Origin of the sequence: Streptomyces sp. NPDC006602 (assembly GCF_042870385.1) — a bacterium.
Lineage (GTDB): Bacteria > Actinomycetota > Actinomycetes > Streptomycetales > Streptomycetaceae > Streptomyces.
Genome location: NZ_JBIAHG010000006.1, coordinates 101578 through 117728, shown reverse-complemented (window position 1 = coordinate 117728; position 16151 = coordinate 101578). Strand labels below are relative to the sequence as shown.

The window sequence follows — 16151 nt, the reverse complement described above, 5'->3', positions numbered from 1 at the left end:
GGCAGAGCCCGGCGGCCTCACGCTGGTGCCGCGGGGTGCCTCAGCAGGGCCCTGATCGGGTGCCAGAGCTCCTGGACGAGTTCTGGTCCGCCGACAGCGTTGCCAGGGGCCGTACGCCATATCAGGCCGTCGGGATGGTGCAGGACCGCCGTGATCTCGTCCGGGGTCGGCGGGGCGGCGTTGCCGCGCAGGTAGACCGCCCGCATGCCCAGGTTGCGCAGCCTGGTCAGGGCGCGCGCACGGTTCTGGGCGTGGACGAGGAAGCGGACACAGCCCGTGCCGTCCGCGGTGGGGCTGGGCAGGTTCAATGCCACCACCACGCTGCCGGTCGGCAGCTTGCAGAAACCTCCTGCGGCCATGCGGTCACACCCCCGTGCGCGTCGGTGTCGAGGTCGGTGTCAATAAGACAATCACAGGACGCACCTAAACACGATCGGCGGCAACCCGCCAGGGGGTCGCCGCCGATCATCTTCTGACCTGCGAAAATGCCGCCTACTTCGCGGACGGTCCGACCTGGAGCGTGATCGTCGAGCCGCTCAGCGGCTCCTTGACGATCTTGATCCGGGTGTCGGTGTCAGTGATCCTGACCCCCGCGAGCGGGGTCGACGCGTCGTAGTACGTCGACTTGCCGTCGTCGAAGACCGGAACCCCGGCCCGCGACTTGATCTTCGTCGCGACGTCCGCGTTGTGGAGCGTGATCGCGTCCGTCGGGTACCAGCTGAAGGTCGAGTCGAAGGCCTGGATGCGGTTGCGCATCAGCGAGCCGTCGGACCACTTCAGCGGCGTCGGGTGCGAGTCGACCGGAAGGATCAGACCCTCACCGGGGTGCTGGCTGGTGTTGTCGTCGGCCTGGGAGGTGTCCCACTTCCAGATCAGCAGGCCGTTCTGGTACGCGTAGTGCTCCACCCAGTCCGGACGGGTCGTCGAGAAGCCGTAGTTGTACGGGCCGACCTTGAGGGTCTTGTCGTACGACACGTACTGGCGGTTCTCGGCGATGTAGTACTGCGCGTAGTCGTCGGTGATGCCCGCGCCGATGCGGGAGAAGCCGTTCGCCGTCCAGGCCGCGTCCGCGGACTCGGCGTTGTCCAAGAAGAGGGCCGCGCCGTCGGCGGTCACCGTGATCTCGTCGGCCGCGAAGCCCATCTGGGCCACACCGCCGTCGGTGGCGTACCGGAAGCGCACGTCGACCTTCTTGCCCGCGTAGGCGTCGAGCGGGTAGGTCAGCTTCTGGTAGGCGTCCACGGTGCCGGTGAGAGCGGGCTTGCCGCTGCCGTCGCGCGGGACGGCGGTGCCGTCGGCCAGGGTGCCGTCGATCGGCGTCCAGTTGGTGCCGCCGTCGGTGGAGACCTCGGTGTAGAGGTAGTCGTAGTCGGCCTCGATGTCCCACCAGCCGTCGAGGGTCAGCGACGCCGACGACTTGCCGGTCAGATCGACCGTGCGGGCCAGGGTGTTGCGGAGGTTGTCGCCGCTGCCGCTCCACCACTGGGTGGCGCCCTGCGCCGGCGTGACCACGTCGGTGGTGACCGTCTTGTCGGGCAGCTGGACGATGAGGGCCTGCGGGTTCTTGGTGTTGTACTCCGCGACGCCCAGCGTGTGGCTGGACCTGGTGCCGGCCTTGGCAACGTCGTAGTCGAGCCAGCCCAGTTGCAGCTTGTCCCAGGCGTTCATGTCGCCGGGCAGGTCGCCGATGGCGTCCTTGCCGGTGCCGAGCCAGGAGCCGGACGACATCAGCGTCCAGAAGCCGGTGGAGTTCTCGCCGCCGCCGGAGGTGTCGTACTCGTCGGGCAGGCCCAGGTCGTGGCCGTACTCGTGGGCGTAGACGCCGAGTCCGCCGTTCTCCGGCTGGATGGTGTAGTCGCCGACCCAGATGCCGGTGTCGCCGATCTGGGCGCCGCCGAGCTTGTTGGTGTCGGGGCCGGTGGAGCCTGCGTCGGTGCCGAAGGCGTACCAGCGGTGGGCCCAGATCGCGTCCTCGCCCTGGGCGCCGCCGCCGGCGGACTCGTCCTCGCCGGCGTGCACGATCTGGAAGTGGTCGATGTAGCCGTCGGACTCGTTGAAGTCGCCGTCACCGTCGTAGTCGTAGCGGTCCCACTGGTCGAACTCGGCCAGCTCCGCCTTGATCTCGGCGGGGGTGTCGCCCGCGGCCTCACGCTCGGCGACCCAGGCGTTGACGCCGTCCTGCACCGCGTACCAGGCGCCGGTGGCGGCGTCGTTGGAGCCGTAACGGGCCTCGTTGTAGGGGACCTTGACCCAGTCGGTGACCTCGCCCTCGACCGAGTAACGGCCCGAGGACTGCTTCTCGTAGTACTTCTTCAGCGACTCGGTGTTCTTGCCGGTGCCGAAGTACAGGTCCTGGAAGTGCGCCTGGTTGTAGTCCGCCTGCCAGGCCGTGCTGTTGTCCACCGCGCGGTCCGGCTGGGCTATCTCGTTGTGCAGCGGGCCGACCGTGCCGCCGTAGCGGCTGTCGATCTTGTCGCCGAACTCGACCAGGATCGTGAAGATCTTGTCGGTCTTCTCGCGGCCGAGCTCGACGTACTTGCCCTTGTCCTTGGAGCCCTCGAGCTTGACGACCTTCGAGCCGTCCCGGTCCTTGACCGTGGCGGCGCCGGATATGACCTGGTCGAGCGCTTCCTTGCGCTGCGCCTCCTGGGTCTTGGACAAGGGACCGTCGAGGTCGTGTTCCCTGCTCTTCGCCGGCTGCGGGTCGTGCCCGTCGACGGAGGCGGGTGCGTCGGCCGGATCGGCCTGCGCCACCGCGAAGGTGGAGAAGGTGGCGGCGGCGAGCGCGACGGCTGTGGCCGCCACTCTGAACTGCCAGGGTCTGCTGGTCACTTGAGATCCTCCCCCGCGTCCGGGCACACGGAAGGAAGGGGGGTCCTGGCTGGGGGTCCGCGTGCGCCTGATCAACGCGTGTAGTCAAGTGACGTTATTTGACTAGAGGTTGGGGAGAAAAGACAGACCTTGACTTGAGCACGGCAATTGCATTATGCGGAAGTGGTGTTCACATTGCGGACACATGACGGCCGACCGAACAGGCGCGCGACTTCGTCCACTTGCTGGACGTCATGACTCCGTGCGCCCCCCATGCTCCGGCACTGTTGGTCAGGTCACGCTTACTGTTCGTTCCACTCGGGCATGCAGGCGATTAGAGTCGACTGGCGGATCGCCCCGAAATCGGGGGAAAGCCAGGCCGACACTCCCGTGGACCCCCACTTCCGAGGACACGATTGCCATGCCTCGTCCGACTGTCACGCCTCGCCCGACGGCAGCACAGCTCGCCTACGGTTCGTGCACCGTGATTTTCTCGACACTCGCCATGCTGCTGCTGTCACAGACGAGTTCGGGTGTGGGGATCGCGTTCATCGCCGTCTCGGCGCTCGCCCTCGGGCTGCTGGTCGCGATGACCGTGCCGGTGCCCAGGCCCCGCGTGGTCGCGGTACACCGCCCCGCCGCGGAAACGGCCGAGGCGCCCGTGCCGGCCTCGGTCGCCTCGGTGGCGTCCGAGCAGCCCGTGCACGAGCGCGCCGCGTCCTGACGTAAGTCTTCTGTGGCCGGTGGTCAGGTAGCCCTGACCACCACCGTCTTCGCCGCCTTGTCGTGCAGGCCCTGTTTGTAGGGCTTGTCGAAGAAGCTCCAGCCGCCCGAGATCGCGGTCCAGATGCAGGCGCAGCAGAAGGCGAACGGGATCCACAGCACCGCCGAGCGGATCAGCATGCTCTGCACCGACGGCGTGGCCCCGTTGTCGAGGTTGGCCACCCGCATGCCCAGCCACTTCTTGCCGAGCGTCTGCCCCGACTTGGCCATCATGAAGGTGTCGTAGCCGATGTAGAGCAGGGCGGCGACCAGCGACTGACCGAGCGACTTGCTGTACTCGATGTCGTCGCCGTCCACTTCGTACTCGTTGACGCCGAAGCCCCAGGTGAGCAGCCAGACCACGATGCCCACGAGGATCATGTCGATGATCCGGGCGAGCGTGCGCCGACCGCTCTCGGCGAGCGGAGGCATGCCGGCCAGCGGGTCGCCGGGGTGCCCGCCACCACCCCCGTACGGGGCGCCACCGCCGCCGTAGGGGTCCCCGCCGCCCTGGTAGGGCGGGGGCTGGCTGCCGTACGGAGGCTGGTCGCCGTACGGCGATCCCGATCCCTCGGCCGGCGGGGGCTGCTTCCTGAACGGGTCGTCTTCCGGTGGCTGCTGACCGGAGCCGGGAGGCGGTTCGCTGCTCATGGCCCGAGTGGACCGCGAAGCCTCCCGCTCCGCATCCGGCGAGCGGCCGTCCGAGCTACCGAATCGGGTACGACGTCCGCCGTACGCCGTCAGCCCGCTACGAACGTATGCGCCGCCTTGTCGTGCCAGCACTGGTGCCACGGCTTGTCGAACAGGCCCCACGCGACACCCACGACCCCGATGCCGAGCAGGCCGGGCACGCTGTAGACCGACCAGCGGCGCAGGGCCCCGCCGAAGGACGGCGGCTCGCCGCCCTCGATGTCCCGCACCTCCAGGCCGAACAGCTTCTTGCCGAGGGTCCGGCCCCACTTGGCGGTGGGCAACGCCTCGTAGAGGACGCCGAAGAGGAGCAGGACGGCGAGGACGATGCCGAGGTAGACCGACGTCGTGCCGTCGAGCAGCCAGACCGTGACGGTCTCGCCGGACAGCTTGGCCGCGTCGATCTTCTCGTTGACGTGGTCGATCGCCTTGGTGCCGAGCGGTACGGCGGCCGCGGCGGTGACGGCTGCGAGGACCAGGGTGTCCACCAGACGAGCGGCCAGCCGTTTACCGAGGCCGGCTGGGCGGGCCGACGCCTGGCGCCGGGCGGCCGCCTGGAAGATGTCCTCCACCGGCGGCTTCCAGGGCGTGACCGGCTGCTCCTCGTCGGACGCACCCGCGAGCCGGTGCACCTGCTGCGCCCAGGACGGCTGTCCGCCACCGGCGCCGCTCGCCATCGGGGTGCCACCCGAAGCGCCGGAAGCGGCGGGCTGGGGTGCGCCGGGCTGCTGGGGCACGCTCGGTGCGGCCGACTGCTGCGGGCCCGCCGGAGGCGTCTGCTGGGGGCCGGCGGGGGCGGCTGCGGCTCCCTCGGGCCCGCCCTGCCCCTGTGCCGCCGCGGCCCGGGCCGCGGCGGCCTTCCCGGCAGCGAAGCCGGGGGCTTCGGAGGCGTCGGAGGACGCGGGCTGTCCGGCGGGGCCGGACTGAGGACCGTAGCCCTGCGAGGGGGCTCCGGCCGCGTGCTGGGCGCCGGCACCGGGCGAGGGCTGAGGACGGATGCCTGCCGCCTCCGCGCCGGCTGCCGTGCTCCCCCGCTGCGCCCCGGCCGCCCCGTTCTGCTGCGCCGTGCGCGGGGAGAGCGCGCGGAAGGTCATGGTGCCGTCGTCGTCGCGGGGGCCACCGGGGTTCGGAACGCCGGGATTCGCCGGAGCCGTACTGCCTCGGGTGCCCGGGCCGGAGCCGTCGGCCGCCGGTCCCCCGGACCCCGGAGTGGCCCGGCGGAAGACGAATGTGTTGCCGGAGGCGACGTCGCCCTGGTCCGGCTCGGCGGGCGGAATCGTCGCCGTGCCGTCCGTGCGGGCCGAGCGGCCGTCCGGCTGGGCCGGGCCGTCACCGGGCTGCGGCAGCCCCGGGTCGGCACCCTGGGCGCCCTGCGGAGCGGCCGCCTGTGCGCCCTGCGGCGAGCCCCAGGACACCCGGCGGTCCTGGTCGCCGCCGAAGCCCGACTGGCGGGAACGGTCGGCGCCCCAGGCGGACGCGGGCTCGGGCCGGCTGCCGTGCTGGGCGTCGGCCGGCGAGGACGGGCCGGGGCCGCCGGAGGCGTCGGCCGGGTCCTCGTCGAAGAAGTGCGGGCCCGTCTCCTCGACCGGAGCCGGTCCGGGGCCGGATACGGGCTGGGCACCCGGCGGTGGGGCGAGCGGTTCGCCGTCCGCGGGGGCCGGGCGGCTGGTGCCCGGAACCCAGGCGGCACCGTTCCAGTACCGGACATATCCAGGAATGGACGGGTCCGGGTAATACCCGTCGCGGGGCCTGTCGTCACCGGGGGCCGGGGTTGGGGCGCTCATGTCCGTCGTCCCGTATCTGCTCGGGGGTCCAATGGGGGCCTCCACATCTATCAGACCGGTGCGACAACCACTGCCAGTCCCACCGGACCCACTCCTTTTGGGCACCTGACACTGCCGGGAAAAAAGTTCCGGAACCCGCGTAATGATTCCGGCCCCGCCTCCTCTCCACTCGTACGGGCCCACCGCAGGGCCCCGTACAAGTAGCGCGAGAGAGGAAACACACCATGCACCACACCGTTGTGGAGCGCGAACTGGAGCTCAGGCTCATCCTGTCGCCGGAGCGCAGCATCCCGGTCGCGGCCCTGCTGAGCTACCACACCGACGACCCGTACGCCATCCACATCACCTTCCACATCAACTCCGACCACCCGGTGGACTGGACGTTCGCCCGCGAACTCCTCGTGGAGGGGGTGTTCCGGGCGTGCGGGCACGGGGACGTGCGGGTGTGGCCCGCCAAGGCGGGGGGCCGCAGCGTCGTCCTGATGGCGCTGAGTTCACCGGATGGTGACGCCCTCCTGGAGGCTCCGACCCCCCAGGTGTCCGCCTGGCTGGAGCGGACGCTGAGGGCGGTGCCTCCGGGGACCGAGGGCGAGCAACTCGGTATCGACGAAGCGCTCGACCAGTTGCTCGCCCAGTGACCGTGCCGGGCAGCGGTGATCGTGCCGGGGAACAGCGACCGTGCCGAGGGGACGAGGATCAGAAGAGCTTGCCCGGATTCAGAATGCCCAGCGGGTCGAACGCCGTCTTGATCGCCCGCTGCATCTCCACGCCCACCGGGCCGATCTCGCGGGCCAGCCACTCCTTCTTGAGGACGCCCACGCCGTGCTCGCCGGTGATCGTGCCGCCGAGTTCCAGGCCAAGGGCCATGATCTCGTCGAAGGACTCGCGGGCGCGCCGGGACTCGTCGGGGTCCAGGGCGTCGAAGCAGACGGTCGGGTGGGTGTTGCCGTCGCCGGCGTGCGCGACGACGCCGATGGTCAGCTGGTACTTCTCGGCGATCCGCTCGGTCCCCTCGAGCATCTCGCCGAGCCGCGACCGGGGCACGCACACGTCGTCGATCATCGTCGTGCCCTTGACCGCCTCCAGGGCGGTGAGGGACAACCGGCGCGCATGGAGGAGGAGTTCGGACTCGGCCACGTCGTCGGCCGGCACGACCTGGGTGGCGCCCGCGGCCTCGCACAGCGCGCCGAGGGCGGCGAGGTCGGCGGCCGGGTCCGCCGTGTCGAAGCCGGCGAGGAGCAGGGCTTCCGTGCTCTGCGGGAGTCCCATGTTCGCGAGGTCGTTGACGGCCTTGACCGTCGTACGGTCCATGAGTTCGAGGAGGGACGGCACGTGGCCGCCCGCCATGATCCGGCACACGGCCTCGCAGGCGGCCGCCCCGGACGGGAACTCGGCGGCCAGCACCAGCTGCTCGGGCGGCTGCGGCCGCAGCGCCAGGATCGCCCGTACGACGATGCCGAGCGAGCCCTCGGAGCCGACGAAGAGGCGCGTGAGGTCGTACCCGGCGACGCCCTTCGCCGTGCGGCGGCCGGTGGACATCAGCCGCCCGTCGGCGAGGACGACGTCCAGGCCGAGGACGTACTCCGCCGTCACCCCGTACTTCACGCAGCACAGCCCGCCGGAGGCGGTGCCGATGTTGCCGCCGATCGTGCACATCTCCCAGCTGGAGGGGTCGGGCGGGTAGCAGAGGCCGTGTTCGCCCACCGCGCGGGAGAGCGCGGCGTTGACGACGCCCGGTTCGACGACGGCGACGCGGTCGACCGGGTTGATCTCCAGGATCCGGTCCATCTTCGTCAGGGACAGCACGATGCAGCCGTCGGAGGCGTTGGCCGCGCCCGACAGGCCCGTGCGGGCGCCCTGCGGGACGACCGGGACGCGCAGCTCGGTGGCGGTGCGCATGACGTGCTGGACCTGTTCGACCGTGCGCGGCAGCACGACCACGCCCGGGGTGCCGGCCGGGCAGAAGCTGGCCATGTCGTTGGCGTAGGAGGCCGTGACGTCCGGGTCGGTGAGGACCGCCTCGGCGGGCAGACCGCCCAGCAGGCGGTCCAGAAGGTTGCCGGTCGCTTCGTCGCGCGGCGCTTCGATACGGCTCATGATCAAAGGTTCGCACCCGGGGCCATCGGTGTGAACCCCGTGTACACCAGCCGCCGCATGCCGGGGTGTGGTCGTCGTACCGACGCACAGTGAGCGCCATGGAGAACCAAGCCACGGAGAACCAGGAGGAGGCTCCCGCGCAGCCAGGCTCGTCCAGGGCGAGGCGGGTGCTGATCGCCTCCGTCGCCGGGTCTGTCGTGCTCGGCGGGGTGCTGGTGCTGCTGCCCTGGGAGTGGACGGCGACGCGGGCTCCCGCGCCGGCCGCGGGGTCGCAGGCGCTGACGGCGGTCACGGCCGGGGTGCCGGCCTCGCTGCCCGACCTGGCGGCGCTGATCGGCGAGCGCGAGACCCATCTGCGGGCGCATCCCCGGGACGCGCAGTCGTGGGCGGTGCTCGGGTCGGCGTATGTGGAGCAGGGGCGGCGGACCGCTGACGCCGGGTACTACCCGAGGGCCGACAAGGCGCTGCGGACCTCGCTCAAGGTCGCGGCGCGGGGGAACACCGAGGCCCTCGGCGGTCTCGCGGCCCTCGCGAACGCGCGCCGGGACTTCCGGGCGGCGCGGACGTGGGCTCAGGCCGCGCGGAGGCTGGCACCCGGGCGGTGGACGACGTATCCGCCGCTGATCGACGCCTACACCGGCCTCGGCGACCACAAGGCGGCCCAGGCCGCCCTGGAGCGGCTGATGGAGCTGCGGTCCGGGCCGGCCGTGATGGCGCGGGCCGCGGCCGTCTACCGCGACCAGGGCCGGCGTGAGGACGCCGCCGCCCAGCTCGCGGACGCGGCGGCCGGGGCCCTGGCGCCGGCCGAGCAGGCGGCGTACCTGGAGCGGGCCGGACAGCTGGCCTGGGAGCGCGGCGACCGCGAGGACGCGCTGCGGCACTTCCGGGAGGCGGTGCGCATCGATCCCGACCAGCGGGCCGCGCAGGCCGGACAGGGGCGGGCGCTGGCGGCGCTGGGCCGCACGACGGAGGCGCTGAACGCCTACCGGGCGGCCCTCGCCAAGCAGCCGTGTCCCCAATACGCCCTGGAGCTGGGTGAGTTGTACGAGTCGCTGGGTCTGGGGCAGGCCGCGCGGGTGCAGTACGACGTGCTGCGGGCGCGGGTGCGGAGCGCGGCCGAGGGCGGGGCCGACGAGGAGCTGGTGCTGGGGCAGTTCGAGGCGGACCACGGCGATCCCCGTGCGGCGGTACGGCGGTTGCGGGTCGAGTGGGCCCGCCAGCCGGGGATCGCGGTGGCCGACGCGCTGGGATGGGCGCTGCACCGGGCCGGGGAGCACGAGGAGGCGCTGCGGTTCGCCGTGACGGCGACGGACCGGGCGAAGGGGGGTGCGGTACGCAGTGCGCTGTACATGTACCACCGGGGCATGATCGAGCGGGCGTTGAAGCGTCACGGGTCCGCGCGGCGGCATCTGGAGGAGGCGCTGCGGATCAACCCGTACTTCTCGGCGGTGCGGGCGGCTCGGGCGGCGTTGGCGGCGCTGGGTGAGCCGTCGATGGAGGAGCTGCCGGTGATGGACGCGAAGGCCGAGTGAGCTACCGCGTCAGGGGCTTGTAGTAGATCGAGAACCTGCGGTCCCCCGCCGCACCCGACGCCAGCCCCATGCAGAGCCGGGGCTCGGGGGTCCGGAGGATCGCGACGCCCTCCGGTTCCCGGTAGTCGAGGGAGTGGCCGGCCTGCGTGCGCTCTCGCTGGACCAGCTTGCCGGTGTGGATGTCGACGCAGGAGAGGTGCGCGTTGCCGTGGCCGGCGGGCGGGTTGGTGGCGTCGTCGTAGGCGGTGCCGGCGAGTTGGTAGATGTGGTCGCCGTGCAGGGCGTACCCCTGGAACGGGATCGTCGCGTCGGAGTGGTGGGCGGGCTGTGCGAGGTCGGCGAGGGGCTTGGAGTAGTCGCGGGCGACGAAGGCGTCGAGGTCCCAGACGCGGTAGCGCGGCTTGCCGCCCATGCGGTGGCGGACGGCGATGCGCCGCGAGGCCATGCAGACGGACGGCTGGTTGCTGGTCGAACCCGGTATCGGCTTGCGGACCTTGACGTCCTCGGTGGTGCGGACGGCCTCGTGGGAGAAACGGAAGCGGGTGACGCCCCGGCCGTATCCGCCCACGGCGGCGGTCTCGGTCCAGATCCAGACGGTGCCGTCGGCCGCGTTCTGCACCCCCATGCTCACGCCGTGCCCGAAGCCCTGGAGGTACATGTGGCCGAGCCGCTTGCCCTGCAGGTCGAGCTTGTTCAGGCACAGGTTGCCGGCCTCGCCCCCGCCGCGTCCGACCTGAAGGACGTACAGGTGGTGGTTCACCTCGTCGAAGGCGAACGACTGGAGGACCGTCGGCTCCTTGAGCGGGCCCTTCTTCCACAGCCAGCGGACGGCCGGTGTGTCCAGGTCTATGCGTTCGTCCACGGTCTCTCCCGGGTCCTGTGGGTGCCCCTCGGCACCCCAGGACTGGAGAGTGTCAACTTCCGTTCATTGGTTGCAAGTTCTACGTATTCCCGCACACCGCTTTCACAGGTTGCCGCGCTTGGCCTGCTCCCGCTCGATCGCCTCGAAGAGCGCCTTGAAGTTGCCCTTGCCGAAGCCCATCGAGCCGTGGCGTTCGATGAGTTCGAAGAACACGGTCGGCCGGTCCTGGACCGGCTTGGTGAAGATCTGCAGCAGGTAGCCGTCCTCGTCGCGGTCGGCGAGGATCTTCAGCTCGCGCAGGGTCTCGACGGGGACCCGGGTGTCGCCGACCCACTCCCCGAGGGTGTCGTAGTACGAGTCGGGGGTGTCGAGGAACTGCACCCCGGCCGCGCGCATCGTCCGTACCGTCTCGACGATGTCGTTCGTGTTGAGCGCGATGTGCTGGACGCCGGCGCCGCCGTAGAACTCCAGATATTCGTCGATCTGGGACTTCTTCTTGGCGATCGCGGGCTCGTTGATCGGGAACTTGACCTTGAGCGTGCCGTCGGCGACGACCTTCGACATCAGCGCGCTGTACTCGGTCGCGATGTCGTCGCCCACGAACTCCTTCATGTTCGTGAAGCCCATGACCTTGTTGTAGAAGCCGACCCACTCGTTCATGTGGCCGAGCTCGACATTGCCGACGCAGTGGTCGATCGCCTGGAAGGTGCGCTGGGCGGGCGGCTCGACCAGGGGGCGCGCCGCCTCGAATCCGGGGAGGTACGGGCCGTCGTAGCCGGTCCGCTCGACGAGCGTGTGGCGGGTCTCGCCGTACGTGGCGATCGCGGCGAGTACGACCGTGCCGTGCTCGTCCTTCAGCTCGTACGGCTCGGCCACCGAACGGGCGCCGTGCTCGATCGCATACGTGTACGCGGCGCGCGCGTCCGGGACCTCGATGGCGAGGTCGACGACGCCGTCGCCGTGCTCGGCCACGTGCTGGGCGAGGAAGTGGCCCCAGGGGGTGTGCGGCTTGATGACGGAGGTGAGGACGAAGCGGGCGGAGCCGTTCTCGAGCACGTACGAAGCGGTCTCGCGGCTGCCGTTCTCCGGTCCGGAGTAGGCGACCAGCTTCATGCCGAAGGCGGTGGAATAGTAGTGCGCCGCCTGCTTGGCGTTGCCCACGGCGAAGACGACCGCGTCCATTCCCTTGACCGGGAAGGAGTCGGCCTGCCGGGCGGTGTCGGGAGTGTGGTGTGTGGTCTGCGTCATGTGGGAAGCGTCGCCCGCTACGGCAAGGTGCGCAACAGTTCGCGAATGAGCCGGGCAATATGCTCAGTGCAGTGCCCGTTCTTACGGGCCTTCTGTACAGGATGACCAGCACCGGGAGGCTGCCGTGGGGACGACCGACGGGATCGACGGGCTGGACGGGCGGATCATCGTGCTGCTGGCCCGGGAGCCGCGGATCGGGGTGCTGGAGATGTCCCGGCGGCTGGGGGTCGCCCGGGGCACGGTGCAGGCGCGTCTGGACCGGCTTCAGTCGAATGGCGTCATCCGCGGATTCGGTCCGCAGGTGGACCCGGCGGCGCTCGGTTACCCGGTCACCGCGTTCGCGACGCTGCAGATCCGGCAGGGGCAAGGGCGCGACGTACGGGCGCACTTGGCGACCGTGCCCGAGGTGCTGGAGCTGCACACCACCACCGGCAGCGGGGACATGCTGTGCCGGCTGGTGGCCCGCTCGAACGCCGATCTCCAGCGGGTCATCGACCGGGTCGTCGGTTTTGATGGAATCGTCCGGGCCGCCACCGCGATCGTCATGGAGAACCCCGTTCCGCTGCGGATCATCCCGCTGGTGGAGCAGGCGGCGGAGGACCGCGAGCGATCCTGACGGCGACCTGAGGTGAGCGCGGGTGAACTTCTGGGAGTACCTGGGCAACCGCCACCAGCAGCTGCTGACGGACGCCTACCAGCACGCGAGTGCCGTCTTCCAGTGCATGGTCGTGGCCACGCTGCTCGGGGTCGTGATCGGCGTCGTGACCTTTCGGAGCGAGTGGGCGGGCAGCCTCGCGACGACGACCACCTCGGCGATTCTCACCGTCCCGTCACTCGCCATGATCGGTCTGCTCATCCCGATCGTGGGCCTGGGTGTCCCGCCCACGGTGATCGCCCTGACGCTGTACGGGCTGCTGCCCATCGTGCGGAACTCGATCGTCGGCCTGCGCGGGGTCGACCCCTCACTGGTGGACGCGGCGAAGGGCATCGGGATGTCCCGGGTGATGCGGCTGGTGCGGGTGGAACTGCCGCTGGCCTGGCCGCCGATCCTGACCGGGATCCGGGTCTCGACGCAGATGCTGATGGGCATCGCGGCGATCGCCGCCTACGCCTCCGGGCCCGGCCTGGGCAACGAGATCTTCCGCGGTCTTGCCTCCCTGGGCAGCAGGAACGCGCTCAACCAGGTGCTCGCCGGCACGCTCGGGATCATCGTCCTCGCCCTGCTGTTCGACGCCGCGTACGTCCTGATCGGACGGCTGACCATTCCCAGGGGAATCCGTGTCTGAGACAGCGGCCTCCGGTGCCTCCATCGAGCTGGAGAACCTCACCAAGCGGTATCCGGGCAGCCCCGCGCCCGCCGTCGACAACGTCAACATGGAGATCAAGGCGGGCGAGATCGTCGTCTTCGTCGGCCCGTCGGGATGCGGTAAGTCGACAACACTCAAGATGATCAACAGGTTGATCGAGCCGTCCGGTGGTCACATCCGGATCAACGGCGAGGACGTCACCCACATGGACCCGGTCAAGCTGCGCCGGAAGATCGGGTACGCGATCCAGGCCTCCGGCCTCCTCCCGCACATGACCGTCGCCCAGAACATCGCACTCGTACCGAGGATGACCGGCTGGCCGAAGGCGCGGATCAAAGCCCGGGTCGAGGAGATGCTCGACCTGGTCGGACTCGACCCCGGTGAGTTCCACGGCCGCTACCCCCGGCAGCTCTCCGGCGGCCAGCAGCAACGGGTGGGCGTGGCGCGGGCGCTGGCCGCCGATCCTCCCGTGCTGCTGATGGACGAGCCGTTCGGCGCGGTCGACCCCATCACCCGCGATCACCTCCAGGACGAGCTGATCCGGCTCCAGCACGAACTGCGCAAGACGATCGTCTTCGTCACGCACGACTTCGACGAGGCGATCAAGCTCGGCGACCGGATCGCGGTCCTGCGGGAGCGTTCGCACATCGCCCAGTTCGACACCCCGGAGGCGATCCTCACCAACCCGGCGGACGACTTCGTGTCCGGGTTCGTGGGCGCGGGGGCGGCCCTCAAGCGGCTCAATCTCACCCGCGTACGGGAGGTGGAGATCACCGACTACCCGGCGGTGACCATCGACGACCCGCTCCAGGAGATCTTCGCCAAGCTCCGCTCCAGCACAACGAACGAGATCCTGCTCCTCGACAAGCGGGGCCGTCCCTACAAGTGGCTCCGGCGCGGCGACCTGATGCGCGCCAAGGGCTCGCTGGCCCGCGCCGGAACGCTGGTGAGCGACACGGTGACCAGGGACGCCACCCTGCGGGACGCGCTGGAGGCGGTGCTCGTCGACAGCTCGGGGCGGGTCGCGGTGACCGGGCGGCGCGGCGAGTACACGGGCGTGGTCGACGTGGAGACGCTGATGAACTCCGTGCACGACCTGCTGGAGGCCGACCGGCTGGAGGCGAGGGCCCACCGGCACGACCTGGAGGAGCTGCGGGCCGCGCAGACGCACGCCGAGCAGGAGGGCGCCGGAGGGGTGAAGAAGGCGTGAGCACCCCCGAGCTGGAAGAGCCGGAAGAGCCGGAACAGGGAGGCCGGGAAGAGATCGAAGCCGAAGCCCCGCCGCCACCGCCGGGGCCCCTGAAGCCGCGCATCACCTGGCAGAAGCTGACGTTCCTGCCCGCCGTCCTCGTCGCCGTGCTGCTGGCGACCTGGCTCTGGTTCGAGCAGGCGGACCTCGACTCGATCTCCGAGAACGCGCTGTCGGGCGGCCAGGTGTCGAAGGCCCTGTGGCAGCACATCGAACTCACGCTGATCTCGACGTTCTTCGTGCTGATCATCGCGATCCCGCTGGGGATCCTCCTGACGCGGCCGGCGTTCCGGAAGGCGGCCCCGGTGGCCATGGCGTTCGCCAACACGGGCCAGGCGACCCCGGCGATCGGCCTGCTCGCCCTGCTGGTCATCTGGCTCGGCACGGGCCGGAAGGCGGCCTTGGTCGGCATCATCGCCTACGCCCTGCTCCCGGTGCTGTCGAACACGATCGCCGGCCTGAAGGCGAACGACCCGACGCTGCTGGAGGCGGCGCGCGGCATCGGCATGTCCCCCGCGGGGGTCCTCGCGAAGGTGGAACTGCCGCTCGCCGTCCCGCTGATCCTCGCGGGCGTCCGCACGGCCCTGGTCCTCAACGTCGGTACGGCGACGCTGGCGGCCTTCGGCGGAGGCGGCGGCCTGGGCGTCCTGATCACCACCGGCATCACCAACCAGCGGATGCCGGTGCTGGTACTGGGCTCGGTCCTCACCGTCACCCTGGCCCTGCTGGTCGACTGGCTGGCGTCGCTGGCCGAACTGCTCCTGCGGCCGCGGGGGCTGGAGACGGGGACATGAGACGGCGTACGTGGCTGCTGCCGGCCGGGCTGCTGCTGTCGGCGAGTGCCTGCGGCCTGACCAGCGGTTCCCCGATGGTCGACGACGTGCGGCCGGGCTCGATCGGCGCGGGAGAACCCCTCAAGGGCGCGGATCTCACCGTGACGTCGAAGGAGTTCACCGAGCAGCTCGTCCTCGGCGCGATCATGGGCATCGCCTTCGAGGCGGCCGGCGCGGACGTGCTCGACCGCACCGGCATCCAGGGTTCCATCGGCGCCCGCGAGGCGGTCAGATCCGGAGACGCGGACGGCATGTACGAGTACACGGGCACCTCCTGGATCACGTACCTCGGCAACAGCGAGCCCATCGCCGACCCGCGGGAGCAATGGCAGGCGGTGCGCGACGCCGACCTGAAGAATGGCCTGACCTGGTTGCCCCCGGCGTCCCTCGACAACACCTACGCCCTCGCGATGAACCGGGCCAACTACAAGAAGTACGGCACGAAGACTCTCTCGGACGTGGCCGCCCTGTCCAAGAAGGACCCCGACGCGGTGATCCTGTGCGTGGAGAGCGAGTTCGCCAACCGCGCGGACGGGCTGCCGGGCATGCAGAAGGCGTACGGCATGAACGTCCCCGCCGGGAACATCACGCAGATGGACACCGGGATCATCTACACCCAGGCCGCGAAGGGCAGTTGCGTGTTCGGGGAGGTCTTCACCACGGACGGCCGCATCAAGTCCATGAACCTCGCGGTGATGCGGGACGACAAGAAGTTCTTCCCCAACTACAACGCGGCCCCCGAGATCAACACCAAGGCCCTGAAGAAGTGGCCCGCCATCGCGGACGTCCTGGACCCGATCACGAAGAAGCTGAACAACGCCGTGGCCCAGGAGCTGAACGCGAGGGTGGACGTCGCCGGGGAGGATCCGCATCAGGTGGCGCTGGACTGGCTGAAGGAGGAGGGCTTCGTGAAGTAGCGCCGTGTGCCCGGAAGTTGGGGATCGAAAGTTACAAAGACCTGGTTGCAAAGAATCTG

At 70.3% G+C, this 16151-nt stretch carries 15 protein-coding genes; 8 read left to right on the top strand and 7 right to left on the bottom strand.

Features of this window, described 5'->3' with window-relative positions:
• Positions 1 to 17: 17 nt before the first annotated feature.
• Positions 18 to 359, bottom strand: coding sequence for a hypothetical protein (locus ACFYO2_RS18400; RefSeq protein ID WP_388349810.1), 342 nt, complete (start codon positions 357 to 359; stop codon positions 18 to 20).
• A 133-nt stretch (positions 360 to 492) separates the two neighbouring features.
• Positions 493 to 2832 (bottom strand): immune inhibitor A domain-containing protein, encoded by a 2340-nt coding sequence (locus tag ACFYO2_RS18395; protein WP_388349808.1) that lies wholly within the window; start codon positions 2830 to 2832, stop codon positions 493 to 495.
• Between the two features lie 400 nt (positions 2833 to 3232).
• Between ACFYO2_RS18395 and ACFYO2_RS18390 the strand changes: the two genes are divergently transcribed.
• Complete coding sequence (locus ACFYO2_RS18390) at positions 3233 to 3535, top strand: hypothetical protein (RefSeq protein WP_388349796.1); 303 nt, start codon at positions 3233 to 3235, stop codon at positions 3533 to 3535.
• 23 nt (positions 3536 to 3558) lie between these two features.
• Here ACFYO2_RS18390 and ACFYO2_RS18385 read toward each other — a convergent pair whose 3' ends face one another.
• Both ACFYO2_RS18385 and ACFYO2_RS18380 read right to left on the bottom strand, forming a co-directional pair.
• Positions 3559 to 4224, bottom strand: a complete 666-nt coding sequence (locus tag ACFYO2_RS18385; protein ID WP_388349794.1) for an RDD family protein — start codon at positions 4222 to 4224, stop codon at positions 3559 to 3561.
• Positions 4225 to 4313: 89 nt separating this feature from the next.
• The gene (locus ACFYO2_RS18380) at positions 4314 to 6047 is read right to left on the bottom strand and encodes an RDD family protein (protein ID WP_388349793.1); all 1734 of its coding nucleotides are present in this window, start codon (positions 6045 to 6047) and stop codon (positions 4314 to 4316) included.
• 224 nt (positions 6048 to 6271) lie between these two features.
• Between ACFYO2_RS18380 and ACFYO2_RS18375 the strand changes: the two genes are divergently transcribed.
• Positions 6272 to 6685 (top strand): SsgA family sporulation/cell division regulator, encoded by a 414-nt coding sequence (locus ACFYO2_RS18375; RefSeq protein ID WP_388349791.1) that lies wholly within the window; start codon positions 6272 to 6274, stop codon positions 6683 to 6685.
• 58 nt (positions 6686 to 6743) lie between these two features.
• On the opposite strand, the gene ACFYO2_RS18370 is transcribed toward ACFYO2_RS18375, so the two are convergent.
• Positions 6744 to 8150, bottom strand: a complete 1407-nt coding sequence (locus ACFYO2_RS18370; protein WP_388349789.1) for an FAD-binding oxidoreductase — start codon at positions 8148 to 8150, stop codon at positions 6744 to 6746.
• Positions 8151 to 8242: 92 nt separating this feature from the next.
• Between ACFYO2_RS18370 and ACFYO2_RS18365 the strand changes: the two genes are divergently transcribed.
• A complete protein-coding gene (locus ACFYO2_RS18365; RefSeq protein WP_388349788.1) occupies positions 8243 to 9676 on the top strand; it encodes a tetratricopeptide repeat protein in 1434 nt (477 codons plus the stop codon).
• A 1-nt stretch (position 9677) separates the two neighbouring features.
• On the opposite strand, the gene ACFYO2_RS18360 is transcribed toward ACFYO2_RS18365, so the two are convergent.
• Both ACFYO2_RS18360 and hppD read right to left on the bottom strand, forming a co-directional pair.
• The gene (locus tag ACFYO2_RS18360) at positions 9678 to 10538 is read right to left on the bottom strand and encodes a Teichoic acid biosynthesis protein C (Precursor) (protein WP_388349786.1); all 861 of its coding nucleotides are present in this window, start codon (positions 10536 to 10538) and stop codon (positions 9678 to 9680) included.
• A gap of 102 nt (positions 10539 to 10640) precedes the next feature.
• The gene (hppD, locus tag ACFYO2_RS18355) at positions 10641 to 11786 is read right to left on the bottom strand and encodes a 4-hydroxyphenylpyruvate dioxygenase (RefSeq protein ID WP_388349784.1); all 1146 of its coding nucleotides are present in this window, start codon (positions 11784 to 11786) and stop codon (positions 10641 to 10643) included.
• 124 nt (positions 11787 to 11910) lie between these two features.
• On the opposite strand from hppD, the gene ACFYO2_RS18350 reads away from it, so the two are divergent.
• From ACFYO2_RS18350 to ACFYO2_RS18330, 5 genes are read left to right on the top strand one after another with little or no spacing between them, the layout of a single operon-like run.
• Positions 11911 to 12402 carry an Lrp/AsnC family transcriptional regulator gene (locus ACFYO2_RS18350; protein ID WP_388349782.1) on the top strand — a complete coding sequence of 164 codons (492 nt, stop codon included), beginning with the start codon at positions 11911 to 11913 and terminating at the stop codon, positions 12400 to 12402.
• Between the two features lie 22 nt (positions 12403 to 12424).
• On the top strand, positions 12425 to 13072 hold the full coding sequence (locus ACFYO2_RS18345) for an ABC transporter permease (RefSeq protein ID WP_388349780.1): 648 nt from the start codon (positions 12425 to 12427) through the stop codon (positions 13070 to 13072).
• Positions 13065 to 14303: an ABC transporter ATP-binding protein gene (locus ACFYO2_RS18340; protein WP_388349778.1), complete on the top strand. Its 1239-nt coding sequence runs from the start codon at positions 13065 to 13067 to the stop codon at positions 14301 to 14303. The genes ACFYO2_RS18345 and ACFYO2_RS18340 overlap by 8 nt, the downstream gene beginning before the upstream one ends.
• The gene (locus tag ACFYO2_RS18335; RefSeq protein WP_388349776.1) at positions 14300 to 15136 is read left to right on the top strand and encodes an ABC transporter permease; all 837 of its coding nucleotides are present in this window, start codon (positions 14300 to 14302) and stop codon (positions 15134 to 15136) included. Before ACFYO2_RS18340 ends, ACFYO2_RS18335 begins: the two co-directional genes overlap by 4 nt.
• Positions 15133 to 16092, top strand: a complete 960-nt coding sequence (locus ACFYO2_RS18330; protein WP_388349774.1) for a glycine betaine ABC transporter substrate-binding protein — start codon at positions 15133 to 15135, stop codon at positions 16090 to 16092. The genes ACFYO2_RS18335 and ACFYO2_RS18330 overlap by 4 nt, the downstream gene beginning before the upstream one ends.
• Positions 16093 to 16151 lie beyond the last annotated feature (59 nt).